The 23,806-nt window shown below is 66.8% G+C and carries 22 protein-coding genes; 15 read left to right on the top strand and 7 right to left on the bottom strand.

Annotated features, from left to right (window positions below; genetic code table 11):
- A complete protein-coding gene (locus PHP91_RS10330) occupies positions 1-291 on the top strand; it encodes a hypothetical protein (RefSeq protein ID WP_300140227.1) in 291 nt (96 codons plus the stop codon).
- 26 nt (positions 292-317) lie between these two features.
- Here the strand turns inward: PHP91_RS10330 and PHP91_RS10325 are convergent, their stop codons facing one another.
- Complete coding sequence (locus PHP91_RS10325; RefSeq protein WP_300140225.1) at positions 318-689, bottom strand: hypothetical protein; 372 nt, start codon at positions 687-689, stop codon at positions 318-320.
- Between the two features lie 117 nt (positions 690-806).
- On the opposite strand from PHP91_RS10325, the gene PHP91_RS10320 reads away from it, so the two are divergent.
- The 3 genes from PHP91_RS10320 (at position 807) to PHP91_RS10310 (ending at position 5,502) form a co-directional block, all read left to right on the top strand.
- Positions 807-3,242, top strand: coding sequence for a DUF3365 domain-containing protein (locus tag PHP91_RS10320; RefSeq protein WP_300140223.1), 2,436 nt, complete (start codon positions 807-809; stop codon positions 3,240-3,242).
- Positions 3,239-4,669, top strand: coding sequence for a sigma-54 dependent transcriptional regulator (locus PHP91_RS10315; RefSeq protein ID WP_300140221.1), 1,431 nt, complete (start codon positions 3,239-3,241; stop codon positions 4,667-4,669). The genes PHP91_RS10320 and PHP91_RS10315 overlap by 4 nt, the downstream gene beginning before the upstream one ends.
- Before the next feature lie 167 nt (positions 4,670-4,836).
- Positions 4,837-5,502, top strand: a complete 666-nt coding sequence (locus tag PHP91_RS10310; protein WP_300140219.1) for a CDP-alcohol phosphatidyltransferase family protein — start codon at positions 4,837-4,839, stop codon at positions 5,500-5,502.
- 41 nt (positions 5,503-5,543) lie between these two features.
- Here the strand turns inward: PHP91_RS10310 and PHP91_RS10305 are convergent, their stop codons facing one another.
- Positions 5,544-6,191 carry a carbonic anhydrase gene (locus PHP91_RS10305; protein ID WP_300140217.1) on the bottom strand — a complete coding sequence of 216 codons (648 nt, stop codon included), beginning with the start codon at positions 6,189-6,191 and terminating at the stop codon, positions 5,544-5,546.
- Between the two features lie 75 nt (positions 6,192-6,266).
- Positions 6,267-7,301: a polysaccharide deacetylase family protein gene (locus PHP91_RS10300; protein WP_300140215.1), complete on the bottom strand. Its 1,035-nt coding sequence runs from the start codon at positions 7,299-7,301 to the stop codon at positions 6,267-6,269.
- A gap of 1,289 nt (positions 7,302-8,590) precedes the next feature.
- Between PHP91_RS10300 and PHP91_RS10295 the strand changes: the two genes are divergently transcribed.
- The 9 genes from PHP91_RS10295 (at position 8,591) to PHP91_RS10255 (ending at position 17,349) form a co-directional block, all read left to right on the top strand.
- Positions 8,591-9,067, top strand: a complete 477-nt coding sequence (locus PHP91_RS10295) for a cytochrome c3 family protein (RefSeq protein ID WP_300140213.1) — start codon at positions 8,591-8,593, stop codon at positions 9,065-9,067.
- 4 nt (positions 9,068-9,071) lie between these two features.
- Positions 9,072-10,217 carry an electron transporter RnfC gene (locus tag PHP91_RS10290; protein WP_300140211.1) on the top strand — a complete coding sequence of 382 codons (1,146 nt, stop codon included), beginning with the start codon at positions 9,072-9,074 and terminating at the stop codon, positions 10,215-10,217.
- A 46-nt stretch (positions 10,218-10,263) separates the two neighbouring features.
- Positions 10,264-11,235 (top strand): RnfABCDGE type electron transport complex subunit D, encoded by a 972-nt coding sequence (locus PHP91_RS10285; protein WP_300140208.1) that lies wholly within the window; start codon positions 10,264-10,266, stop codon positions 11,233-11,235.
- A gap of 3 nt (positions 11,236-11,238) precedes the next feature.
- Positions 11,239-11,805 (top strand): RnfABCDGE type electron transport complex subunit G, encoded by a 567-nt coding sequence (gene rnfG / locus PHP91_RS10280; RefSeq protein WP_300140207.1) that lies wholly within the window; start codon positions 11,239-11,241, stop codon positions 11,803-11,805.
- A 10-nt stretch (positions 11,806-11,815) separates the two neighbouring features.
- Entirely contained in the window at positions 11,816-12,505 is a 690-nt protein-coding gene (locus PHP91_RS10275; RefSeq protein WP_300140205.1) for an electron transport complex subunit E, read from the top strand.
- 1 nt (position 12,506) lies between these two features.
- A complete protein-coding gene (locus PHP91_RS10270) occupies positions 12,507-13,082 on the top strand; it encodes an RnfABCDGE type electron transport complex subunit A (protein ID WP_300140203.1) in 576 nt (191 codons plus the stop codon).
- A gap of 24 nt (positions 13,083-13,106) precedes the next feature.
- Entirely contained in the window at positions 13,107-15,221 is a 2,115-nt protein-coding gene (locus tag PHP91_RS10265) for an FAD-dependent oxidoreductase (protein WP_300140201.1), read from the top strand.
- Positions 15,222-15,667: 446 nt separating this feature from the next.
- On the top strand, positions 15,668-16,939 hold the full coding sequence (locus PHP91_RS10260) for a DEAD/DEAH box helicase (RefSeq protein ID WP_300140199.1): 1,272 nt from the start codon (positions 15,668-15,670) through the stop codon (positions 16,937-16,939).
- Between the two features lie 143 nt (positions 16,940-17,082).
- Positions 17,083-17,349, top strand: a complete 267-nt coding sequence (locus PHP91_RS10255; RefSeq protein ID WP_300140197.1) for an RNA-binding protein — start codon at positions 17,083-17,085, stop codon at positions 17,347-17,349.
- 175 nt (positions 17,350-17,524) lie between these two features.
- Here PHP91_RS10255 and PHP91_RS10250 read toward each other — a convergent pair whose 3' ends face one another.
- Positions 17,525-19,147, bottom strand: a complete 1,623-nt coding sequence (locus tag PHP91_RS10250; protein WP_300140195.1) for an aminotransferase class V-fold PLP-dependent enzyme — start codon at positions 19,145-19,147, stop codon at positions 17,525-17,527.
- 48 nt (positions 19,148-19,195) lie between these two features.
- Between PHP91_RS10250 and PHP91_RS10245 the strand changes: the two genes are divergently transcribed.
- Positions 19,196-19,615 (top strand): hypothetical protein, encoded by a 420-nt coding sequence (locus PHP91_RS10245; RefSeq protein WP_300140193.1) that lies wholly within the window; start codon positions 19,196-19,198, stop codon positions 19,613-19,615.
- A gap of 46 nt (positions 19,616-19,661) precedes the next feature.
- Positions 19,662-20,192, top strand: coding sequence for a hypothetical protein (locus PHP91_RS10240; protein ID WP_300140191.1), 531 nt, complete (start codon positions 19,662-19,664; stop codon positions 20,190-20,192).
- On the opposite strand, the gene PHP91_RS10235 is transcribed toward PHP91_RS10240, so the two are convergent.
- The 3 genes from PHP91_RS10235 to PHP91_RS10225 form a co-directional block, all read right to left on the bottom strand.
- Positions 20,152-21,039 (bottom strand): hypothetical protein, encoded by an 888-nt coding sequence (locus PHP91_RS10235; RefSeq protein WP_300140189.1) that lies wholly within the window; start codon positions 21,037-21,039, stop codon positions 20,152-20,154. The two genes, PHP91_RS10240 and PHP91_RS10235, sit on opposite strands and share 41 nt — an antisense overlap.
- The gene (locus PHP91_RS10230; RefSeq protein ID WP_300140187.1) at positions 21,036-21,866 is read right to left on the bottom strand and encodes a carbohydrate-binding family 9-like protein; all 831 of its coding nucleotides are present in this window, start codon (positions 21,864-21,866) and stop codon (positions 21,036-21,038) included. Before PHP91_RS10230 ends, PHP91_RS10235 begins: the two co-directional genes overlap by 4 nt.
- A gap of 70 nt (positions 21,867-21,936) precedes the next feature.
- Positions 21,937-23,806, bottom strand: a 1,870-nt coding sequence (locus PHP91_RS10225) for an STT3 domain-containing protein (protein ID WP_300140185.1), incomplete at its 5' end; no start/stop codon positions are given.

Here is a 23,806-nt window from a genome sequence, read left to right as displayed (position 1 = left end):
ATGCAACATCGCAGCCTGCCCCAACGCCTCGCCGCCTTCCTTGCGGCCTGCGCAATGATCTGGGTCCTGACCTATGTGGCCGGGCCCATGCTGGTCAACGCGTCCGACGACTTCCGGACGCTCGGCGACTTCATCGTGGCGGAAAACATCGACACCGGCATGTTCTACTACACCGACCTGGAGATCGTCGGCCACGCCGACCACAACTCGCGCTCGACCATGGAGTACATGCCCCACGGCCCCGGCCCCACGCCCGCGGTGGGCTCGGCGACGGGCGCGCCGGCAGAGTAAGGCCGGGAACCGGGCGCGGCGGGAGGCTACCCGCCGTCGCGGGGGTCGAACATGGCCTCGATGAGCCGGTTCACCCCGATGAGATAGAAGAAGGTGCGGCCCACGGCCCCCAGGAAGTAGCCCACCTGCTCCGACTCGCTGCGGCCCAGGCCGTAGGTGCGGAAGTAGAGCAGGAAGCAGATGTAGAGGGTCAGGCCGCAAAGGATGGCCAGCGGAATGGCGGTATTGAGCCGAAGAAAGAGGGTCTCGCCCGAGATCCGACGACGAAAGTACAGCACCAGCAGAGCGACCGTGCGCATGACGCCGGTCCAGGCCCGGACGAACATGTCCGCCGTGGCCACGCCCACAAAGGCCGCCGCGCCGAACAATACCACCCCGCCCATGCCGTCCATGCCCATGCCTCCCTCGCGAATCCCGCTTTTCCCGATACTGGCACCATACGGGCCGCGCCTCCATGCCGTCAAGGCCGCCCTTGACGGACGCCCCCCCCATCCGGGATACTGGCCCCAGAAAGTATGAAACTCCCTCGTCCCTACTCACTGCAAAGCCGGTTCCTGCTCGGCCTGCTCGCGGCATCGCTGGTCATCGGCGGGATGCTCTTCGCCGGTTTTTCCTACCACATGCGCCAGGTGCTCGAAAACGAGGTCCGGGACAAGGCGACCATGGTCCTGGCCCAGGTGGACTCGGTCCAGCACTACGTGCGCCAAAAGCTCCGGCCGCGCATGTACGAGGTGATGCCGGACACCTTCGTCATCGAGGCCATGTCCTCGTCCTACATCTCGCGCAACATCATGTCCGACATGGCGGAGCAGAGCCACACCAGCCACCTCTACCGCCGGGTGGCCATCGGCGCGCGCAACCCCAAGTTCGAGGCCAACGCGCTGGAGCGCGAGCTGGTGGAGACCTTCCGCGCCCGGCCGGATCTTGCCATGTGGCAGGGGTACAAGGAGATCGGCGGGACCCGGCACTTCGTCATGGCCCGGCCCGTGGTCTTCCGCAAGAGCTGCCTGCATTGCCACGGCGAGGTGGCCGACGCCCCGGCCGAGCTCCTGACCCGCTACGGCGACCGGGGCTTCCACCACGCCGAGGACTCCATCGGCGGCGTGGACTTTGTGGGACTGCCGGTGACGGCCTCGGTGGCCCGCATCCAGAACACCATCATGACCTACCTGATGGTCTTCGCCCTGGCCGCATTGCTCTATTTCGGGGCCACCAACGTCATCTTCAAACGCATCGTGGCCAACAACATCCGGCTGCTGACCACCAGCTTCCGCCGCAACTTCAGTGACGACAAGGGGCTGGCCCTGGTCCGCGAGGTCGAGCAGGGGGACGAGATCGGCGAGATGATCGACGGCATCGACAAGCTGAGCGACTACCTCTACGAGGCCAGGCAGCAACTCCAAAGCTACGCCACGGGCCTGGAGGCCATGGTGGACGAGCGCACCCGCGAGCTGGCCGACCAGGCGAGCGCCCGCGCCTCGGACGTGCAGCTCTTCGTCCAGCTCCTGTCCGGCGCGAGCCGCAGCGGGTCGCGCCAGGAGCTGTGGAACGCCACCCTGCCGGACATCGCCCGGCGCTTCGACCTCGAACGGGCGGTCTACGTCTGCACCTTCTACTCCAACCGCCACTACTCCTGGCCCGAGTCGGCCGCTCCCCACGCCCTGCCCCCGGACTGGGTGACGCTGCTGACCGAATCCCGGGTCCGCATCGAGGGCGGCCGCGCCTTCATCCCGGTGGAGTCCTCCCAGGGCACTGCCGAGGGGCTGCTCTGCCTCTACCACAAGCCGGGCCGCACCTTCGAGGAGAAGGACCGCGCCGTGCTCCAGGCCATCGGCCACCAGTTGGGCATCGCGGCGGACACCATCATGGCCCTGGAGTCCATCGTCCGCCACAGCGCCAACCTGCGCGCCATCTTCGAGGGCATCACCGAGCCGCTGCTCCTGACCGACTCGGCGGGCTCGCCCGTGGTGGCCAACGAGGCGGCCAGGCGGCTGAGCATGGACCTCTCCGAGGGCGTCATCCGCGACGGCAACGTCATCGGCCTGCTCTGCGAGGGCGGGGCCGGACGCCGGGACTGCGACATCTCGACCTCCATCAACCTGGGAGAGGTCATATCCCGCGAGGTCTCGCTCCAGAGCGGCCGCTCCTTCGCCCTGAGCATCTACCCGGTCTATCCGGCCGGGCCGGACCAGGCCGGGCAGGCCGTGGTCTACGTGCACGAGACCACCCAGCAGAAGCGGCTGCTGGCCCACATGACCCAGTCCGAAAAGATGGCCACCGTGGGCAAGCTCGCCTCGGGCCTGGCCCACGAGATCAACAACCCCCTCGGGGTCATCCTCTGCTACGCCGAGCTGCTCAAGAAGGGGCTGCCCGAGGGCCAGCCGGGCGAGGACGTGGACGTCATCCTCCGCCACACCCGCCAGGCCCAGCTCGTCCTCAAGAACCTGCTCAACTTCGCGCGGCCCAAGGCGGCCACGGACCGGGCCGTGGATCTGGTCCAGGCCGTGCGCTCCGTGGCCGACGTCTTCCGGGTCCAGGCCGAGCGGCTGGACGCCGCCATCACCGTGGAGGCGGAGGACGGCGTGCCCCCGGTCCTGGCCGAGGCCCAGGCCCTGGAGCACATCATGGTCAACCTGCTCATCAACGCCCTGGACGCCATGCCCGAGCACGGCGGTCTGGTGCGCGTGGAGGTCTCCCAGGACCGCGAGGCCTGCGAAGTGGTGGTCCGCGTGGCCGACAACGGCCCCGGCATCGCCACGGAGCACCTCCAGTACATCTTCGACCCCTTCTACACCACCAAGGAGGTAAACAAGGGGACCGGCCTCGGGCTGTCCATCGTCTTCGGGTTCATGAGCGACCTGGGCGGCTCGGTGGTGGCCGACAACAGCGAAAACGGCGGCGCGGTGTTCACCCTGCGGTTCCCGGCGGCGCCCCCCCCGGAGGATGCATGAACAGCGGCATAAGCGGCGTGAACAACGGCGGCAAGAAGGGCGGCGACCCCATGCGCATCCTGGTCGTCGACGACCAGACGGATTTCGCCAAGGGGCTGGGCCGGCTCATCGAAGGCGAGTTTCCCGACGCGCGCATCCAGGTGGCCACGTCCAGCGAGCAGGGGCTCCTCGCCCTGCGCCGCTCCCCCGTCAACCTGCTCATCACCGACCTCCAGATGCCCGGCATGAACGGCCTGGACCTGCTCGACGCGGCCCTGCGACGCTCCCCGTCCCTGTCCGCCGTGGTCCTCACCGCCCACGGCTCCATCGAGACCGCCGTGGAGGCCCTCAAAGCCGGGGCCTACGACTTCCTGACCAAGCCCATCGAGACCGAGACCCTGTTCCGGGTGGTCAGCAAGGGGCTGGAGCGCAGCCGCCTGCTGGACGAGAACCGCGACCTGCGCAACCAACTGGAGCGCTACCGCGAGCACCTCATCGGCGAGAGCCCGGCCATGGAGCGGCTGCGCAAGTCCATCGGCGCGGCGGCCCAGACAGGCTACAACGTGCTCATCCTCGGCGAGTCCGGCACCGGCAAGGAGCTGGTGGCCACCATGATACGCGACCTGAGCCATCGGGCGGACAAGCCCTTCGTCACCGTAAACTGCACGGCCATTCCCGAGAACCTGCTGGAGAGCGAGCTCTTCGGCCACGTCCGGGGCGCCTTCAGCGGCGCGGACCGCGACCGCGAGGGCCTCTTCGTCCAGGCGGACACCGGCACCATACTCCTGGACGAGATCGGCGACATCCCGCTGGAGACCCAGGCCAAGCTGCTCCGCGTGCTCCAGGAGGGCGAGATCCGGCCCGTGGGCTCGGACCGCTCGCGCACCGTGGACGTGCGGGTCATCGCCTCCACCAACCAGGACCTTCCGGCCCGCGTGGCGGACCGGCGGTTCCGCGAGGACCTCTACCACCGCCTCAACGTCCTGACCCTGACCCTGCCCCCGCTCAGGGAGCGGCAGGGAGACATCCTCATCCTGGCGCGCTACTTCATGCACAAGGCGTGCGTCGAGCTGGGGCTGCCGGACAAGGAGCTCAGCCCCGAAGTGCTGGGCCACCTGGCGGCCGGGGAGTGGACCGGCAACGTCCGCGAGCTGCAAAACACCATGCGCAAGCTGGCCGTGTTCGGCACCAGCGACATGGTGGCAATGGACACGGTCCGCCTGGCCGGGGGCGGCGCGGGCGCAACGGCCGCGCATGACGGCGAGCTCCCGCCCTTCAAGGACGCCAAGGCCCAGGTGGTGGACGGATTCTCGCGCAACTACATCCGCGAGGCCATGGCCCTGGCCGGTGGCAACGTCTCCAGGGCCGCGCGCATCTCCGGCCTCTCGCGCGTGGCCGTCCAGAACATGCTGGCCCGGTTCGGCCTCTCCCCGGACGAATTCAAGTAGCCCGGACGCCGCCCTCCCTATATAAAAGGCGATATTTTCGCGCCGCATATCCCGCCGCCGGGTTGACACGGCCCCCGGATTCACGGAAATTGGTACGGCCTCGACCGGACGGGCCCGACGCGGTCCCGAAACAGCCGGGGCCGCCATTTCCAACGGACCGGATCGACATGGATTATTTCAACAAGGAAGAACGCGCCGAACAACGGGCCTTCACCGCCGCGAGGGACCGTCTCTTCTCGCCGGTGGTCACGGTGCTCATGGCCGCGGGGGCCACGCCCAACCACGTTTCCATCGCGGGCATCCTCTTCCTGCTCCTGGTCTGCCTCTTTCCCCCGTCCATGGCCCTGTGGGCCACGGGGTGCATGGCCCTGTACGTGCTCTGCGACGGGCTGGACGGCCCCCTGGCCCGCCGCCTGGGCCAGGCCCACGCCGGGGGCTCGCTCATCGACATCGTGGCGGACCAGCTCGGGGTGGTCTTCCTCTCGGCGGCGGCCATCGACCACTTCGCCGCCTGGGGCCCGGCCATGGTCCTCTTCGCCTGCTCCTACCTCATCTTCATCGGCCTGGCGGTCTACGCCAACGGCCTGGGGGTGGAGCTGCGCAAGTTCGTCCGCTCCAAGTACCTCTTCTTCCTGCTCTACCTCGGCTCCCTGTTCCTGCGACGGGACCTGGTGACCTATTTCTGCGGCGCATTCGCCCTCTACTACTCGGTGGAGAGCGTCGCGGCGCTGCGGCGCATCTACCGCTTTCACGACGACAGGGCCGGAACCGGCCGGAAGGCCGAAAACGGGAGAACGACGCCGCCCCCCAAGGGCGCAAAAAAAGCCGGGTGATCGCCCGGCTTTTTCGTCTGCTCTGAAAAGGCCTGCGGCCCCTACTCCTCCTTGGGACAGGGCGAGGCCAGGGGCTCGAAGGACTTGGTCTGGGGCAGGTAGCTCAGGAGCCGGCCGGTCTCCATGTCGAAATACCAGGCATGCAGGGTCAACTCGCCCGCATTCACGCGCTCGGCGATCCAGGGGAAGGTCATCAGGTTGCGCACGGAGCGCAGGGCCCCCGCCATCTCGCAGGCGGTGCACGCCTTCTTGTCCGGGCTGCCGAAGTGGGCCAGCACCTCGTCGCGCACGGGCTTCATCACGGACAGCCAGCGGCCGATGAACTCACCGGCCGCTGCCGGGTCTGCGTGCATCAGGGCGTCGACGCCGCCGCAACTGCTGTGGCCCAGGACGATGATGTTGGCGACCCTCAGGTGCTTCACGCCGTATTCTATGGCCGAGGACACGCCGTGGAAGCCGGTGTCGGACTCGTAGGGCGGCACGATGTTGGCCACGTTGCGCACCACGAATATCTCGCCGGGCTCGCACTGCATGATGATGGACGGATCGGTGCGCGAGTCGCTGCACGCGACGACCATGGTGCCGGGGTTCTGTCCTTCGCGCAGCTTGCAGAAGGGCGAGTCCTCCCGACAGAAATACTCGTTCCGGAAGCTCCGGAATCCGGCGATGAACCGTTGGATGTCGCGCATGGTCTCCTCCCTGGGTAAGCGAAAGGTGTGCCGCAAACGGCCGGTCGCGTCAATGCGCCGCGCCGCCCGGCCGGGCTACCTGACCCGGCCCAAGGTGCCCTTGCCGCCGAAAAGGTGGTCCAGGTAGAGATTGTCGCCCGGCATGGTGAAGTACCCCTCGTCCACGGTCACGGCCGGGCCGAATCGCAGCAGCTCGCTCACGGTGACGAACCCGTAGCCGCGCTCCCGGAGCGCCGCCACCAGGCGGGGCACCAGCAGGTGCGTCTTGTGCGGCACGGCGTTGGCGTGCATCAGGATGATGGCCCCCGGCTTCACATTTTTCAGGTTCCAGGCCACCAGCTCGTCCACGGTGTGGTCCAGTTCGTCCCGCTCGCCCTCGATGGACCACTGGATCAGCGGCAGCCCCATGGAGGCGAGGAGGGGGGCGGTCTGCGCGTTGTTGCGACCATAGGGCAACCGCATCAGCCCGAGCGAGGGCGGCACCCGAACCATCTCCGCGCCCAGGCCGCGCTGCCGGGCGCGATAGCCAAGCTCCTCGTAGAGCAGTTCGTACTCGGCCTGGGTCCAGTCCACCTGCCGCCGGACCTCGGCCTCGTCCATCAGGGCGAGGTTGCCGTGGGTCCAGGCGTGGTTGCCAAGCTCGAAGAGGGGATCGGCCATGAGCTGCATGGCCTTTTCCGGGTGGGAGCGCATCCACTTGCCTCCCGCGAAGAAGGACGCCTTCACCCCGTTAGCCCGCAGAAAGTTGAAAATCTCACGGCGGTAGCCCGCCAGGTGCGGCGCGCGCTCGCAGAGGTCGAAGGTCAGGGCGACGACCTTGCGCCCGCCGCGCGGCTCGACGCTGGTGATGATCCGTTGCAGCTCGGGCGGCACCGGAGGCAGCGCGCGCAAAGGCATGGTCCGCAGGGGCGGGCGCAGGTCCGGCTCGGGCAGGACGGCCCTGGCCGTGTCGCTGTCCGCCCCGGCGAGCTGGCCGTCGAACCAGAGGCCGTGGAGCAGCTTGTCGGAGCCGAAGGTCTCCTCGTCGGCGGGGGCGGGCGCGCTGCCGCAGCCCGAAACGAAAATCAGGATGGTCAACAGGCCCAGCAGGCAGGCTCTCAAGGACGTCATGCGGGTCTCCTCCGGCGCGGCGCGCCCGACTCGGGTTTCCCGCTCTCCTACGCCCAAGGGACCGGCAGATCAATACGGAAGACAACGCCCCACTCAACCGCCCGAAGGAGTTGCTGAATACGCAGTCCCCCCCCTGGCCGGCAGAGCCCGCAGCCGTCGCCCCGAAAGCCCGGCTGTTCCCGCTCCACGCGCAGGGGCGCGATGACGCGACGTGAGCAAGGAGGCCTAAGTCATGGCGAGGCAGGCCCGCTCCTCGCGCAGGGGCGCGATGACGCGGCTGCGCGGCCCGCGCTTCGCCTTGCCGTCCCGGCCCCGCTGACGGCCACGGCCGGGCGGCCCCGCCGCACCCGCTCCGGGCGTTTCTCCCGGCTCGGGCAACGCGGCTTCCCGATCCCGGTTCTCCGCCCCAGCGCACACCGGCCTTGCGTCGGCGCGCCGAACGCCTTGCCGATGCCGGGTTGCCCCTTCCATAGACGGATGCCGAAACTTCGGAAGTATTGCACGGATTCGGAATATTGCCGCGCGAGACAGGTATCCCGCCATTTGCCGCAGATTTCCCATGCTCCTGGGCCAACGCGCCCCAGGCGCGGCGAGTGGCCGGCCGTCAAAGGCGACACAATCGTCCTCCCGCCCCATGCCCGGCAAAATGGCATTGCGCACCGCAACGCCCCCCCAAGGCCCCATCGCACTGGGCAAAATCGTCAAAATCCGCATCCAACCCCGCCCCTCGGACGTTTTCCGCCCCTAAAAACGGATTTCTCCGCACTCCCGTCCGAGTTCGAGCCGCTCCGCCGCTCCTCCTCAACCCGCACAAGAACTGCTTCGCCCGAACTTTCCCGCATTTCGACACCGATTGCGCGATAATACCGGCCAGCCAAAAGGGCCGGGGGGCCGTCTTCAGGGATCTTCAAACTTTCAGATGGTGTATACTTTACTTAAATTAAAGAATATTTTTTTATATTATTCCCACTGCGCCGCCACGCAACCGACACGTAGCCACCTTTTGGGGACAAAAGTCACCCACCTTGTATTCCGATCTGGCAAGTCGGCATTGCACGATTTGATCTCACCATTTTTTGCCAGATAGTAAAATGTCCATCCAGTTATTTCATGGTGTTATGAAGATAAAAATTTCCCGCCCACCTCGGACAGGATGGCATGACTCCTGCTAACCCCGGATTTGATTGATCGTTCAATCTAGAGAGTAATAGACTGATTTTAAAGGAATGAGCCAATGGAACCCCGTGTTTTGCCTGTCGCAATCAACTTCCAGAACGAGGGATGACCAGTTGCAACGCCGATATTTCCTCATTTCGCTGATCGTCGGGCTGTCGTTTCTGGTCGCCGTCATCGGGTACGCTATCCCGCCCGAGAAGGAAAAGGTCCCCGCGCGCGTCGTGCTGGACAACACCGGCGGGCGCGTCCTGTTTTCCCACAGGACCCATGCCGAGGAGTACCACACGGACTGCGCCGACTGCCACCACTACGGCCTGGAGGGCGGGACATCCCTGCCCTGCGGCGCCTGCCATCCGCCGGAGTTCAACGATGAATTCCGCCTCAACCATCAGAAGGCCTTCCCGGACAAGGCGGCCTGCCTGCGCTGCCACGACGAGGCGCCCACCGGTCCCCTGGCGGAGGGCGAGCGGCCGGACATCGAGTCCATCCCGACCCGGGGCGACGCGTTCCACACGATGTGCCAGGGATGTCACGAACAAGGCGGCGGCCCGTTCGGCGCGGACGCCTGCTACCAGTGTCACGAGAGGTAAGGGCATGTTCAAGATTCGCTATTCGCTCGACTGCGAACTGGATAACGGCATCACCGACATCAAGCCGCCGCAGGAGCTGAACGTCCAGGTACGCAACCTCGTGCTCAAGGCCAAGAAGGGCGGCGTGCTGACAAAGGGCGACATCGTCGCCGAGCACCCGTCCTCCATGCTGGGGGCGCACCATGTGGCGTCCTGCGGCAAGGTCACGGCCGTCAACTATCACAGCCTGACCGTAAAGTGCTCCGGCGAGGAGGACACGGTCGAGCCCGTGGACGTCCGGTCCATGAACGCGGGCGCGGAACTTCTCCGCACCCTGCGCGGCCTGGGCGTGGACGTCTCCCAGCTCTCGGGCAAGGCCGAGACCCTGGTCATCAATGGACTGAACCCCGAGCCCGGCGTCTCCGTGGCTCAGCAAATCCTGCGAGACGGGCGGGAAGAACTGCATGAGGGGCTCTGCCTGGCCCGCGAGCTCATCTCCCCGGCCCGCACTTTCCTGGCCGTGTCCCAAGGCGAAACCATCACCCTGCCCGGCGCGGAGACCGTGGGCCTCAGGGCGCGCTACCCGTACTCCCTCGACCCCCTGGTCGTCCGCGCCGTCACCGGCAAGGAGTTTCCCGAGCACACCCGAGTGATCGACGTCATGGCCCTCTACGCCCTCGGCCGGGTGGCCCTGACCGGCCTGCCCGTCACCGACACCATCATGACCATCTCCGGGCGCAACTACCGCGTTCCCATCGGCACCACGATCAACCACCTCCTGAATGTCCTGAACATCAAGGTCGAGTCGGGCGACACCGTGGTACTGGGCGGGCCGTTCAGGGGCGAGGCCATCTACAGCCTGTACGACGGTGTCAAGAAGGGAGACTACGGCCTGTTCGTGACCTCGTCCAAGGCAATCCCCGCCGTGCAGGACGCCGCCTGCATCAACTGCGGCGAGTGCGTCCTCCAGTGCCCGGCCAGGGTCCAGCCGCATCTCATCAGCCGTTGCGTCGAGTACGAGCTCTTCGACCAGGCCGAAAAATACGGCCTGAACAGTTGCTTCGAGTGCGGGCTGTGCGCGTTCAACTGCTTCGCCAGGCGGCCGCTGCTCCAGTACATACGCTTCGCCAAGACCCAGCTCCGGACCAAGGCCGAGGCGACGCAGGCATAACGCCCCGGGGATTCACCGACTCAGACGACAAAGGACGACAAAGGAAATGATCCATCCCATCATAAAGGCAATGTCCGACAACCCGGTCCGGCTGGTGGTGTCGCCCCCGCCGCACTGGCGCAGCGGGCGCACCATCCAGGGCATGATGCGGGCCCACCTGCTGGCGCTCGTCCCCGCCGCCATCATGGCGGTGGCGATATACGGCGTGCAAGCCGCAGCGGTCATCGGCATGGCCGGGACCGCGGCGGTCGCCGCCGAGGTGGTCTGCCTCCGCCTCCAGCACCGGGACGTGAACGTGGACAACTTCTCCGCCTTCTACGCGGGCGTGCTGTTCGCCTTCCTCCTCCCGGCCACCGCGCCGTGGTGGCTGGCCGCCATCGGCGGCGTGGTCACCATCGCCCTGGGCCGCACCGTGTTCGGCGGATTCGGCTGCAACCCGGTCTGCGCCCCGCTGGTGGCCTGGGCCGTATGCCGGTTCTCCTGGCCCGACGCCATGGACATCGACCTCAACCTGGCGCACTTCATGGCCAACAGCCCCGTGGACCAGCTCAAGTACTTCGGGGTCCAGAGCCTTTCGCAATTCGAGTACATGGACCTGCTGACCGGCCACCAGATCGGCGGCCTGGGCTCGTCCCAGGTCCTGGCGCTGGCCGCGGGCGGCGTCTACCTGATCGCCTCCCGCTGGACCCGACTGTTCATCCCCGTGTCCTTCCTGGCCGGGGTGGCGGGCGCGGCCGCCCTGTTCTGGTTCATCGATCCCACGGCCTACGCCGACCCGATCTTCCACCTGCTGGCTGGCAGCACTGTATTCGGCGCCTTCTTCCTGGCCACCGACACCGCGTCCAGCCCGGTGGGCAGACTGCCGCAGACCGTCTTCGGCCTGCTCGCCGGGACCATGGTCATCGTCATCCGCGTCTACGGCGTGTATCCCGACGGCGTCCCCTTCGCCATCATGGTCGCGAGCCTGCTCAGCCCGCTGCTGGACCGCCTGCGCCCCAAGTTCTTCGGAGTCAGATAAGCCATGCGTGAAATAATCAACATGATCGTCGTCCTCTCGCTCATCTGCGCCGCGTCCGGCACCCTGCTGGTCAACCTCAAGCAGGCCACCAAGGCCCGCATCGAGCAACAGGTCCTGCTCAACGTCCAGGGCCCGACCCTCATGGCCGTGCTCAAGGGATGCGACAACGACCCCATCGCCGACCGCAAGAAGGTCGGGGACGTCACCCTCTTCCCGGCCCGCAAGGACGGCAAGCTCTCGGGCGTGGCCCTGGAGGCCTTTGCGGCGGGTTATTCCGGCGACATCGGCGTCATCGTCGGCTTCGACGTGAACGAAGACAAGCTCATCGGCATCGGCGTGACCACCCAGACCGAAACGCCGGGCGTGGGCACCAGGATCATGCAGCAGGGCTTCCTCAAGCAGTTCCGCGGCCATTCCCTGGACGGCCTGGACCTCTCCTCGCGCGGGGGCGACATCGACTCCGTGTCCGGAGCGACCTACTCGTCCACGGGCGCGGTGGACGCCGTGCGCAAGGCCCTGGAGACCTACCGGCGCATCAAGCCGCAAATCGCCACCCTGTGGGCATCCTAAGGAGCAACGCATGCCTTCCGTCATAAAGGAATTCACCAAGGGCCTCTGGGACGAGCTGCCGCCGTTTCGCGTGGTGCTCGGCCTGTGCCCCACCCTGGCCGTCACCTCCACGGCGGAGAACGGCCTGGGCATGGGCGCGGCGGTCCTCTTCGTCCTGACCCTGTCCAACGCCATCATCTCGGCCTTGCGCAAGATCATTCCCGGCAAGGTCCGCATCGCCTGCTTCATCGTCATCGCGGCCTCCCTCGTGGTCGCCGTGGAGCTGCTCATGCAGGCATATACCTATTCCCTCTACCAGCGGCTCGGCATCTTCGTCCCGCTGATCGTGGTCAACTGCATCATCCTGGGCAGGGCGGAGGCCTTCGCCTCCAGGAACGGCGTCATCCCGTCCATCGCCGACGGCCTCGGCATGGGACTCGGGTTCACCATGTCGCTCACGTTCCTGGGCGCACTGCGCGAAACGCTGGGCAACGGCACCGTTTTCGGCATTCCGGTGCCGTGGGAGGCCTTCCGCCCCGCCCATTTGATGGTCATGGCCCCCGGCGCGTTCATCTGCCTGGGGCTGATACTGGCCGGCATGAACGCCTTCAACCGGCACATGAGCCGCAGGAAGGGCGAGATTCCCACGGAGCCCAAGAACGCGGCCTGCGCCTCCTGCGCGGCCTGCAACCTGTGCGCCACGGCCAGGAAGGAGAACTAGCATGGAATACCTGATGCTGTTCATCTCGGCGATATTCATCAACAACATCGTCCTGGTCCAATACCTGGGCACCTGCCCGTTCATGGGCACGTCCAAGTCCACGGACGTGGCCATCGGCATGGGCGCGGCGGTCATCTTCGTCATGCTCATGGCCGTGGCCTTCACCTGGCCCCTGCAGCACTACGTGCTGACGCCCTACGGCATCGGCTACCTGCAGACCATCGTCTTCATTCTGGTCATCGCCTCGCTGGTCCAGTTCGTGGAGCTCTTCCTCAAGAAGGTCATTCCGCCCCTGCACGCCTCCCTGGGGTTGTTCCTGCCGCTCATCACCACCAACTGCGCGGTCATGGGCGTGGCCATCATGGTCCAGCGCGGCGAATACCCGTTCTTCAAGGCCCTGCTCTTCTCGCTGGCGACCGGCCTGGGCTTCCTCATCGCCCTGGTCATCATCTCCTCGATCCGCGAGCGGCTGGACATCTCGCCGGTGCCGGCGGTCTTCCGGGGCATCCCGGTGGCGCTGATCACCGCGGGCGTCATGTCCCTGGTCTTCCTGGCCTTCCAGGGCATGGCCGCATAACCGAACAAGACGAAGGATGCGAACATGGTAGCTTCTTCCATATTGGTACTGTTCCTGCTGGGACTGACGGCGGCCGCCATCCTGGCCGTGGCCTCCCGGCTTCTCCACGTCGCGGAGGACCCCCGCGTGGCGCGCGTCGAGGCCTGCCTGCCCGGCGCCAACTGCGGCGGGTGCGGCTATCCCGGCTGCTCGGCCGCCGCGGCGGCCGTGGTGGACGGCACGGCCCCGGCCGAGGTTTGCATCGTGGGCAACATCGAGACCTCCCAGCGCATCGCCGCCATCATGGGGGCCGAGGTCCACTTCAAGGAGCCCCGGGTGGCCACCAACATCTGTAGCGGCGGCGACCGCGCCAACCTGATCTTCGACTACAAGGGCGTGGAGGACTGCCGGGCCGAGGCCCTGCTCTACGGCGGCGAGAAGTCATGCGGCATCGGCTGCATCGGGCTCGGCACCTGCGTCAAGGTCTGCCCATTCAACGCCCTCCGGCTCTCCGAGGCCGGGGTGCCCGTGGTGGACTGGAACGCCTGCCGGTCCTGCGGCAAGTGCGCCGAGGCCTGCCCCACCGGGGCCATCCGCATCTCCAGCGTGACCAGCGTCCTGCTCCACCTGAACCAGACCGACGACTGCCTCGCGCCCTGCATGCAGAAGTGCCCGGCCCAGATCAACGTCCGCCGCTACATCCAGCAGATCAAGCAGAAGGACCTGCGCGGCGCGCTCCTGACCATCAAGGAGCACAACCCCCTGCCGCTCATCGCCGGCCGCATCTGCCCGGCCCCGTGCGAAAACATCTGCCGCCGCAAGATCGTTGACGAGGGCGTGGCCATCCACACCCTGCAACGGTTCGTGGCGGACTGGGAAATGCAGTCCGGCATCCGCGTGCCGCTCTACTGCAACCCGCCGAGCGGCCACAAGGTCGCCATCATCGGCGGCGGACCCACCGGCCTGTCCTGCGCCTACTTCCTTCGCCGCGTCGGGCACGAGCCCACCATCTTCGAGCGGCGCGAGCACATCGGCGGCATGATGCGCGGCGTCATCCCGGAATACCGCCTGCCCAAGAAGGTGGTGGACTGGGAGGTCCAAACCATTCTGAACCTCGGCGTCGAGACCCGCACCGGCGTGGCCTTCGGCCGCGACGTGACCCTCAAGGACCTGGAGCGCGAAGGTTTCGAGGCCGTGCTCATCGCCACCGGCGCGTGGAAGGTGCCCCCGCTGGGCATCGAGAACGACGACGCCGAGGGCGTGGTGGACGCCATCTCCTTCCTGGAGCGCTTCGGCCGCGAGGGTCCCGACATGAGCGGCGTCCGCGTGGTCGTGGTGGGCGGCAGCAACACCGCCATCGACGTGGCCCGCAGCGCCAGGCGCCAAAATGCCTTGGTCACGGTCCTGGTCCCGGCCATCCAGCGCAAGATGACCGCCAACAAGGACGAGGTCGAACGCGCCCTGGAGATCGGGGCCGACCTGCGTTTCCTGACCGCGCCCCTGGCCCTCCACGTGGAGAACGGGGCCGTGAGCGGCGTGACATACTGCGACCTGGCCTACGACGATCCGGGAAAGGCCGCCGGCGAGCCCAAGCCCGTGTCCGGGACCAAGGCCTTCATCGAGGCCGACCTGGTCGTGGCCGCCTCGGACCGCGTGGTGGACCACAGCCTGTTCACGGACGCGGACGGCAACCCGCTGTTCAAGAGGGACAAGAAGACCGGCGGCGTCAGCGCCAACCCGACCACGCTCCAGACCGACATTCCCAACGTGTTCGTGGGCGGCGAGGTCCACACCGGCCGGAACATCCTGATCCAGGCGGTGGCCGACGGCCGCCGGGCGGCCCGCGCCATCCACTTCCACGTCACCCGGGGCGCAGTGCCCGAACCCGACAACCAGCAGGTCCAGGTCATCCCGGAGACCATCCTCAAGAACATGCATGTGACCTACACCATCCCGCGCGTGCAGGTGCCGCTCACGCCCCTGGAGGAGCGCCGGATATCCTTCAAGGAGGAGGTGGCCTGCTCCATCTCATACGACGTCGCCCGCAAGGAGGCGAGCCGCTGCCTGCGCTGCGGCCTGACCTGCTACGACGCGGACGCCGGGGCGGAATACACCCAGGACGACGACGTCCGGCCCATCGACCGGCCGGGCTCCGAATAACGGCGGCCCAAGATCTCGCAACCATACCCTGCGCCCGCATGGCGTCCGGAGGGAATCAGCCCCCCGAAGTCCTCCGGCCCATGCGGGCGGCCCGGGACGCCGAGCCGCCAAACCATCGGCGAACAGGAAACGGCAAAGAAATATCACACCGCCATACCCAACGTCCGCATGGAGTCCGGAGAGGAGCTACACCCCGCCCCTCTCCGGCGCCATGCGGGCGGACTACCCCAAAATAACGCTTTACTTCTCCGGAGAAATGGGTGAAAAGCCTCTTACTCAGCGTGACTGGACGCACGACTACTTCTTGGCCCCATCGGGCAACTAACGTTCCACGTCAGTCGAAAAGATTTATTCTCCGTACCAGAGCCAACCGATTCCACCTGGATACATCCAGTAACGACCGCTGTCGCGCGCCGTCGTCCATAGCACTCTCACCCAAGGCATACATGAGTTTTTCGAACTTCTCCCTCGACAGGCGACTCGAAGCCTGCATCAAATCCTGCGGCTATGCGTCGCCCACCCCCATCCAGCGCGAGGCCATCCCGCTGATCATGCAGGGGGGCGACGTCATGGGCCTGGCCCAGACGGGCACGGGCAAGACCGCCGCCTTCGCGCTGCCCATCCTGCAGCGACTGCTGACCGACCGGGCCGCGCGCCGCGCCCCCCGCGTCCTCGTCCTGGCCCCCACTCGCGAGCTCGCCCTCCAGATCGGCGAAAACGTCACCGACCTCTCGCGCGGGACCGGCATCCGCAACGCCGTGGTCATCGGCGGCGTCGGCATGGAGCCGCAGATCCGGGCCTTCGCCACGGCCGACATCATCGTGGCCTGCCCCGGCCGCCTGGTCCGTCTCATCGGCAGGCGGGCCGTCAACCTCCGCAACATCGACACCCTGGTCCTCGACGAGGCCGACCGGATGCTCGACATGGGCTTCATGCCGGACATCAGGCGCGTCATCGCCGAGCTCCCGGAAAAGCGCCAGAACCTGCTCTTCTCCGCCACCATGCCCAAGGACATCCTGGCCTTCGCGAACCGCATCCTGGTCAACCCCAGGACGGTGCGGGTCGACGCGGCCACCCCGGTGACCAGCGTCAAGCACACCTTCTACCGGACCCAGCCCGGCGCAAAGACCGCCCTGCTGGAAGAGCTGCTCGGCCGGTCCGAGCACCAGAGCATGCTGATCTTCACCCGCACCAAGCACAAGGCCAAGAGCCTGTCGCGCAAGCTGGCAAGCTGCGGCTACGACGCCACCCTCCTGCAGGGCAACATGAGCCAGAACCAACGCGAAAAGGCCCTGAGCGGATTCCGCGACGGCCGCTTCTCCATCATGGTGGCCACCGACATCGCCGCGCGCGGCATCGACTGCGACCGCATCACCCACGTCGTCAACTACGACATGCCGGACACCGTCGAGACCTACACCCACCGCATCGGCCGCACCGGCCGGGCGGGCCGCACCGGCAGCGCCATCAGCCTGGTGACCCAAGAGGACGCCCTCCAGATGCGGGCCATCGAACGGGTCGTGGACGTCACCATCGAGCGGCGGGACGCCGACGGCGTCGAACCGCGCGAGCCCCGCGAAACCCGCGAGACGCGCGAGCCCCGCGCCCCTCGCGCCCCCCGCAGGCAGCCGCGGGACGCCAGGCCCAAGGCCGCGCAGCCGGCCCCGTCCAAAGGCGGGCGGCGCAGGTCCGGCAGGCCCCGGCAACCCTCGGCCTGATCCGGCGGGCCATGTCATTCTCCGGGCGTCCGCGTCCGGATGTCCATACCGTCAACGTCAACAAGCAACAGCAACGCAACCAACGCCGGGACCATTCCTGGAATGTGAAACGGCACAACCCATCCCCGATCAGGAGAAAAAAAATGTCCAAGAACTTATACGTCGGCAATCTGGCCTGGGCCACCACTGAAGATGAACTCCGCGCCGCCTTCGAGGCTTACGGCGCCGTCAGCTCCGTGAAGCTCGTCGAAGACCGCGAGACCGGCCGCCCGCGCGGCTTCGGCTTTGTGGAGATGAGCGACGACTCCGCCGCCCTGGACGCCATCGAGGCCCTGGACGGCAAGCCCCTGGGCGGCCGCACCATCAAGGTCAACGAGGCCAAGCCCCGCACCGAGCGTCCGCGCTGGTAACAACCGCCGCCGACATCGATTGCTCCGGATGCCGCACCCTCGCCGAGGGTGCGGCATCCTCCTTTTCCAGTCCCGCGCATCCGCCGCGGAACGCCTGGAGCGCAAACGCCCCGGAGCATCCGCTCCGGGGCGTCGTCGTTCTCGCCTGCCGGGGCCGGGCCCCGGCCGTCCGTCATCAGGCATAGGCCCGCGTGACGGTGTTGTTCGCCAGCTTCCCCTGCCGCATGTCCATGATGACGTCCACCGTCGCCTCGACCACGTCCTCGACGTCCCGCGCCGTGTTGCAGAAGGTGGGGGAGATGCGGACCAGGTCGTGCCCCAGCACGCGCAGGTTGGCGATGGCCATCCCGTGCCGCTCGTAGACATTCTTGACCACGTCCCCGGCCTGCACGCCGTCCGGAACCCGGAACAGGAACACGGAGCTGCGCAGCGCGTCGTTGGTGGTGGGAGTGGATATCCACTGGTAGGCCCTGGCCGGGGTGAAGTCCGGATAGATCGCCGGGAGCCGCCGGAACAGGGCCTCCTTGGCCTTGGTGCCCAGGTGATGGATGCGCGCCTCGATCGTGGCCGGGGTCGCGTGGGGATGGAACGCGCCCGTGTGGAACAGCGCGGCCAGCCAGACGGAGACCAGGGTGGCGTCATTCTGCTGGCCGAGATAGGAGAACCGCTTGGCGCTGGGGTCCATCGCCCCCTTTGCCGCATCGTAGCCGTAGTCCTCGGGGGTCATGATGTGCTCGTCGTATCCCCATATGCTCGGGGTGAACCGCTCGGCGGCCTTGGTCTTGTTGTTCATGTAGAGCATCCCGACCATCTTGGGCCCGCACGGCCACTTGTGGAAGCTGCCGGTGATGCTGTCCACGCCCAGGTCGGCCAGCCGGAGGTCCAGGACGCCCATGGTCTGGGCGCTGTCCGCATGGATGTGCATGTCAGGATTGACCTTGCGCAGCTCGTGGACGATCCGCGCCATGGGCAGCAGCATGCCGCACTCGTTGGACTGCCAGGACAGGGTGACCACCTTGGTGTTCTTGTCCACCATGGCCAGCAGGGCCGCGACGATCTCGTCCTCGCCCTTGGGGTCGGACGGGACCACGCCCTTGGCGGCCTCGTCCCGGGTCACGGCGTTGGCGAACATCCGGGTCCGCATCACCCGCACCGAGCCCTCGGGCCAGCCCTGGGTGGCCCGGCGGTATTCCCAGGCGTTGTAATTGGTGGGATGGTTGACGTCCCAGACGACCACGTTGTCCTTGGCCGGGTTGAAGAATCCCGAGGTCACCAGGCCGTTGTTGATGAAGTTGTTCCCCTGGGTGCTGTTGGCCACCAGGGCCATGAGGTGGTCCGCCCCGTACTTCTCGCCGTCCAGGCCGAACCATTTCTTGACCGCGCCGAGCCCGTGTCCCAGGCTCGCCTCGGCCAGCTCGCCGCGCATGGGAAACGAGATGTCCTTGGCCAGCAGGTCCTGGACCAGGTCCACGCCCGCCTGGACGGGCTTCAGGGACGGGCAAAGGTTGGCGGAATTGACCGAGACGCAGGTGTACCTGTCGCGGTCGAAGTAGTGGTTGACCAGGGTTTCCCACTGGCCTTCGCTGTCCGCGGCCAGCGTGTCGGCCCCGAAACGCGCGCCGTCCTTCCGGAAGCGCTCGATGAGGGCCTTGATTTCCGCCATGGCGTGAACCCGCCCCCTTCCGCTTGAAAGGCCGTCCTCGGCCTTGCCGGAAGCGGCCAGGGCCATCTCCGGAATGAACATCACGCCCCCGACGGCGAAACCGGCCCCAAGAAATTCACGACGGGAAAATTTCATTGCACATGCTCCTTGTCGCATACAGCGATCACAGTTCACGGTCCTTTGATGGCAGGCTACGACACAACACGCGTTTTTGAAAGGGAATCCTGTTTCCGTTATTCCCAACCCGGTGCAGCCGAAGGGATTTTTCGGACCGCGCGAAAGCCCGGACCGGGCCTCCCGCCCGGCGCGATTTCGGGCATTCGCTCGGCGGCCGTGGAGTATAATGGAGCCGAAGAACTTCAGCCGAAAAGGATATCACGTTGTCTTTTGCGGCGTCATTGGATAGCCTTAAGTATCGCAAAGACCAACAGCAGTGAGGATTTTATGAAAAACTTCATTCTTGTCGCAATGTTGCTGGCGTTTCTGGTCGGTTGTGCATCCAAGACCACTACGGAAACCGACGAGCAAAAGCGCGCCAGGGACGCCGAAGTGGTCAAGGACATCGGCTCGCGAGCGACCCAGCCGACCACCCAACGCCCCTAACGGGTTCCCCTTTCCTCCTTCCTTCTAATTCGGCAGGATTCTATTGATGCGCCTTTTGAAAATCGCCTGCATTCTCCTGATCGTGATGCCGGTCGCGTTCGGCCTCTCCGCCTCCTCCGCGTCCGCAAGCGGCCTTTGCCCCGACGCGACCATCGACCAGTATCTGCAGCAGCCCGTTGAAAAAACCCTGGGCAACACCAAGGTCATCTATGCGGCGGAGGTCAACTTCCGCCGGTTGGCCGCCCAGTCGGACCGGCCGATGATGCTGCTGTTCTACAACAACGACCAGGATTTCTCCAAAGGCCTGGCCGCGGTGGCCACCTGCGTCATCAACCGTTATCCCCAGGTGCGGTTCATAGCCTATGAAATCCCGGAACTGACCCAAAGGGAACTGGACAGGGCGGGCCGCTACACCGGCGGCACCATCCAGACCGTGCCCAGCCTCTACCTCTACCGCTACACCAAGGACGGCATGGAGCTGGCCGGCTCGATCCAGGAGGGCTACCGGGACAAGGATCTGGTCAAGAAGCAGATCGTCAGGGTCGACGAGTTCGTGAAGACCGAATTGTTGCACTGATCCCGAACCGCATCCGCTCCAGCGCCACGGAGAGCGCCAGGAGGAACAGCGTGCAACCGATCCAGACGCCCGCGCCCATGACGTGGTAGCGTCGGCCCAGCCCCGTGACCAGGTAGAACGCCGACGTGTCCACGTAGGAGAGGACCAGGGCCAGCCGACCGCCCGATTCCGCAAACACCGTCGCCGGAACCTGGCCCACGGCCAGGAGGGAAACGATCCTTCCGGTGGACGCGGCCCAGCCTATCAGGGCGGCCAGGGCCCCGCAGGCCACGGCCACCGCGCCGCGCCCGCCACGCCATAGCGCGCCGCCCCCCGCCCGGGCCGGGCGCAGCCAGTTCCACAGGCTGATCCCGGCCTGCGCCCCCACCATGTTCAGGATCATGTCGTTGAAATCGAGGTACTTCGTGTACTGCGGATACAGGGCGTATTGCAGCAGTTCATCCGTCATGCCCACCAGATTGCAGGCCAGCAGCGCCCAGGCGTCGCCCCCGATGAGGCCGCGCAGCAGCAGCCCCAGGATGGCGTACTGCGGATAGTGGATGCGTTCCACGTTGGTGCAGATCAGGAAGGTGTTCGAGGCCCAGAGCAGGCCCGCCAGGACAAGCCCCTCCGCCAGCAGGCGCTTCCACGCCACCCGCCGGAACCAGAGAAATGCGGCGAATGCCCCCAGGCCGGGCAGCAGCGAGCCCCAGTGCAGCGCCCGCTCTACGCTCGCGCGGTCGAGCCCCTCGATGGCCTTGGCGTAAAACTGGCTGACGTGATCGTGCCCGTAGATGAACAGGGCGCAGTACCCGGCAACGGCCAACGGATACGCCCAGGTGCGGAAGCGGTCCGCATCGCCGCTCACGGCCGCGCCTCAGAAACGGGCTTCCGGGAGAATTCGATGACGGGGAACGTTTCCGGCATGTGGGAATCGAACGCGCCGTGGGGTTTCCATGCCCATCCGGCGGGACGGTACGGGTCCAGCTTCCGGCCGTCGGGGCCGTATTGCTGGAAGCGGGAACAATCCATGCGCCAGATGTCGCCATCGGCGGGGGGCAGGGAACGTCCGTTCGCCAGGAGCGCCAGCCCCGTCCAGGGGATGGCCAGCTCCACGGTCCACCCCCGATCCGGCGCACCGGGCTCGTTGACCGTCCCGTCAACGGCCACAGCCGCGCGCAGGCCGGGCATGTCCCAGTCCAGGTATCCCGTGCGCATACCGCGCGGATGTTTGTGGTCCCCGATGCCGTCCAGCTTCATCGTCCGGCCTCCGGGCGCGAACCCCGCGAGCGCGCCGCGTCCGATGGCGTCGTCCCAGACCCAAAAGGCTTCATAAAGGGTGCCGAGCGCATTGACCTCCAGCTCGTAATAGGCGTCGCCGCCATCGATGAACAGCTCCACGTCGTTGTCGCGATAGACCTTGTCGTCCCGCTCCACCACGCCGGCCCGGACATCCGGCTCCTCCACCCAGAAGGCCACATAAAGGAACCGGTCGTCCCATAGGATGGCGGCCCTGGAGTCGAGCCACCCCGGACGGCCGGTGACCAGATCGGAAAAACGCGGGGATTTCCGGGCATGACGCCATTCGGGCTCATCCGGAACGCCGTCCACCGTGATGCGTTCCGCCCGCCGGGCCCGGTAGTCGGCCCCGGACGCCGGAGCCGGACCGGCCGCCGACGCCGCCAGGCACAACACCAGCCATATCCCGACCCACGGGTGCGCCGCCTTCATCCGGGCCATCCCGGGACAACGCCGCCCCCTTCGGCTAGCGCACACGCCAGACGCCCCCCTTCCGCCAGTCAAAGCGCAGTGTCTCGAACGCGGCGCCGTCCCGCTCGAACAGCCCGAGCAGGCGGAAGAGCACGGAACGAACCACCGGCCGGTCGGTGACGGCCAGGAAACCGGCGCGGGCGGAGTGGACGAGGTAGGGATCGGGCATGGCGTCGAAATCAATCTGCCCCGGCGTTCTGCCCGTGGCGTCCACCACAGCGCCGAATCCCGTGTAGCCCTTGTCCAGCATCGCCTGCGGCGCCTCCAGCACGCCGGTGGCGGGGTCGAACCGAAAGCCCTCGCGAGTGAAGAGGTCGAGCCGGTTGACCACCGGGGGCACCGTGGCGTCGTAGACGTGCGCAAAGGAATAGAGGTACCCGATGGTCGCAAAGACACGGGCGGGCAGACACAGGGCCACCGGCGTTCCCCTGTCCGCGTCGACGTCGACCAGCTTCGCCACCGCCCCTTCCCACGCGTCGCCCTTTGGCCCCGCTGGCAGCGCATTGATGGAATGGCGCGAAAAATGGCGCATCCAGGCCGCCGCGCGGGCAAGGTCCCCCTGCATCAGGGGATACGCCGCGACAAAGCAGGAGCGGTCCGTCTGCGACCCGCCATCGAAAAACGGCCGCATACCGCTAAAGAACTCAAAGAAGTATCCGAAATCCCACCATGTCCAGACCGTGGTCCCGGCCGGGAACGACGCTTTTATGGTCCGGCTCAGCGCATAGTCGTCGCCGGTGAAATACGCGTTGGGCGTGTAGTCGGCCGCCTTCAGGGCCGACGGGCCGAGCAGGACGGCCACGGCCAGCACACCGGCGACCCCCCTGAGCCGCGCATCCCCGGCGTTCCAACGCCTCCCAAGGGCGTCGAGAGCCAGCTCCCCGCCCCGTATCAGGCCATAGGCCGTGAAAAACGCCGCCGCCGGAATGAACAATGAGGCAAAACGGTTGGAGACAAGTCCGGCCACCCCGCCGCCGAGCCCGAAAGCGATCAGGAACAGCCCGTCCCAACGGCGATCCCGGCCATACAGCACGACGCCGACCAGCGTAACGGGCAGGAGCGGCCATGCGCCCAGGCACTTGACGCCCAGCCGGGCCAGGGTCAGCCCCTTCAACTCGATGATGGCATGGCGGACCAGGGTATCGCCCCCGAGCCCGAAGGCCAGGCGCAAATGCTCGCGCACGTACTCCCAACCGGCGGCAAACGGGGTCACTCCGGCCAGGCCGAGAAGCAGGGCCGCCGCGACGAGGGCAAGAACCCCGATCTTGAGCAAAACCCCCTCGCGCAGGCGCGGCGCATAGGCAAAGGAGAGCGGGACAAGAGAAAGGCACAGGAAGACGCCTGGCTTCCACCAGAGCCAGAGCAGCACGATCATGGCCGCCCATCCGGCAAGCCAGCGCGCCCGCCCCCGTTCCCCGGCCGTGAACCGCTCCAAGGCGAAGAGCGCGAAGTAAAGGGCGCAGGGGACCAGAGCATCCGTGTCCAAGGACCCCAGGTGCGTGCGGATCATCCAGGCCGGGGCAAGGTAGGCCAGGAGGGGCGCGGCGAACACCATGAGCCTGGAGCGCGTCCGCCAGGCCCAGGGCAGCACAGCCAGGACCATGGTCATCCCGAGGACGGGCCCGACCCATATCGAGACGGAAAGCAGGTCGAGGTCGCCCTCGCCGCCGACGGCCGCCAGCAGGGCCGGGAGCAGCAGCGAGCGATGGAGCGAAACGAAAAATTCGGAGGGATGGCCCCCCTCCCGGACGATTCGGCGGGCCTCGGACAGGGGGGAGTACCCGTCGTTATTCGTCACCATGGGCACGCCGTCCACGGCGACGCCCCGGGCGACGAGGCTGCGCCAGTCCCGGTGGGCGCACCCG

Origin of the sequence: Pseudodesulfovibrio sp. (genome assembly GCF_028692895.1) — a bacterium.
GTDB lineage: Bacteria > Desulfobacterota > Desulfovibrionia > Desulfovibrionales > Desulfovibrionaceae > Pseudodesulfovibrio.
Note: the sequence above shows the minus strand (reverse complement) of the source record. Positions and strands in the feature narration are given on the sequence as shown.

Coding starts and splice junctions, on each gene's coding strand:
- PHP91_RS10330 (WP_300140227.1), top strand. CDS start 1: ATGCAACATCGCAGCCTGCCCCAACGCCTCGCCGCCTTCCTTGCGGCC.
- PHP91_RS10325 (WP_300140225.1), bottom strand. CDS start 689: ATGGGCATGGACGGCATGGGCGGGGTGGTATTGTTCGGCGCGGCGGCC.
- PHP91_RS10320 (WP_300140223.1), top strand. CDS start 807: ATGAAACTCCCTCGTCCCTACTCACTGCAAAGCCGGTTCCTGCTCGGC.
- PHP91_RS10315 (WP_300140221.1), top strand. CDS start 3,239: ATGAACAGCGGCATAAGCGGCGTGAACAACGGCGGCAAGAAGGGCGGC.
- PHP91_RS10310 (WP_300140219.1), top strand. CDS start 4,837: ATGGATTATTTCAACAAGGAAGAACGCGCCGAACAACGGGCCTTCACC.
- PHP91_RS10305 (WP_300140217.1), bottom strand. CDS start 6,191: ATGCGCGACATCCAACGGTTCATCGCCGGATTCCGGAGCTTCCGGAAC.
- PHP91_RS10300 (WP_300140215.1), bottom strand. CDS start 7,301: ATGACGTCCTTGAGAGCCTGCCTGCTGGGCCTGTTGACCATCCTGATT.
- PHP91_RS10290 (WP_300140211.1), top strand. CDS start 9,072: ATGTTCAAGATTCGCTATTCGCTCGACTGCGAACTGGATAACGGCATC.
- PHP91_RS10285 (WP_300140208.1), top strand. CDS start 10,264: ATGATCCATCCCATCATAAAGGCAATGTCCGACAACCCGGTCCGGCTG.
- rnfG (WP_300140207.1), top strand. CDS start 11,239: ATGCGTGAAATAATCAACATGATCGTCGTCCTCTCGCTCATCTGCGCC.
- PHP91_RS10275 (WP_300140205.1), top strand. CDS start 11,816: ATGCCTTCCGTCATAAAGGAATTCACCAAGGGCCTCTGGGACGAGCTG.
- PHP91_RS10270 (WP_300140203.1), top strand. CDS start 12,507: ATGGAATACCTGATGCTGTTCATCTCGGCGATATTCATCAACAACATC.
- PHP91_RS10265 (WP_300140201.1), top strand. CDS start 13,107: ATGGTAGCTTCTTCCATATTGGTACTGTTCCTGCTGGGACTGACGGCG.
- PHP91_RS10260 (WP_300140199.1), top strand. CDS start 15,668: ATGAGTTTTTCGAACTTCTCCCTCGACAGGCGACTCGAAGCCTGCATC.
- PHP91_RS10255 (WP_300140197.1), top strand. CDS start 17,083: ATGTCCAAGAACTTATACGTCGGCAATCTGGCCTGGGCCACCACTGAA.
- PHP91_RS10250 (WP_300140195.1), bottom strand. CDS start 19,147: ATGAAATTTTCCCGTCGTGAATTTCTTGGGGCCGGTTTCGCCGTCGGG.
- PHP91_RS10245 (WP_300140193.1), top strand. CDS start 19,196: ATGGCAGGCTACGACACAACACGCGTTTTTGAAAGGGAATCCTGTTTC.
- PHP91_RS10240 (WP_300140191.1), top strand. CDS start 19,662: ATGCGCCTTTTGAAAATCGCCTGCATTCTCCTGATCGTGATGCCGGTC.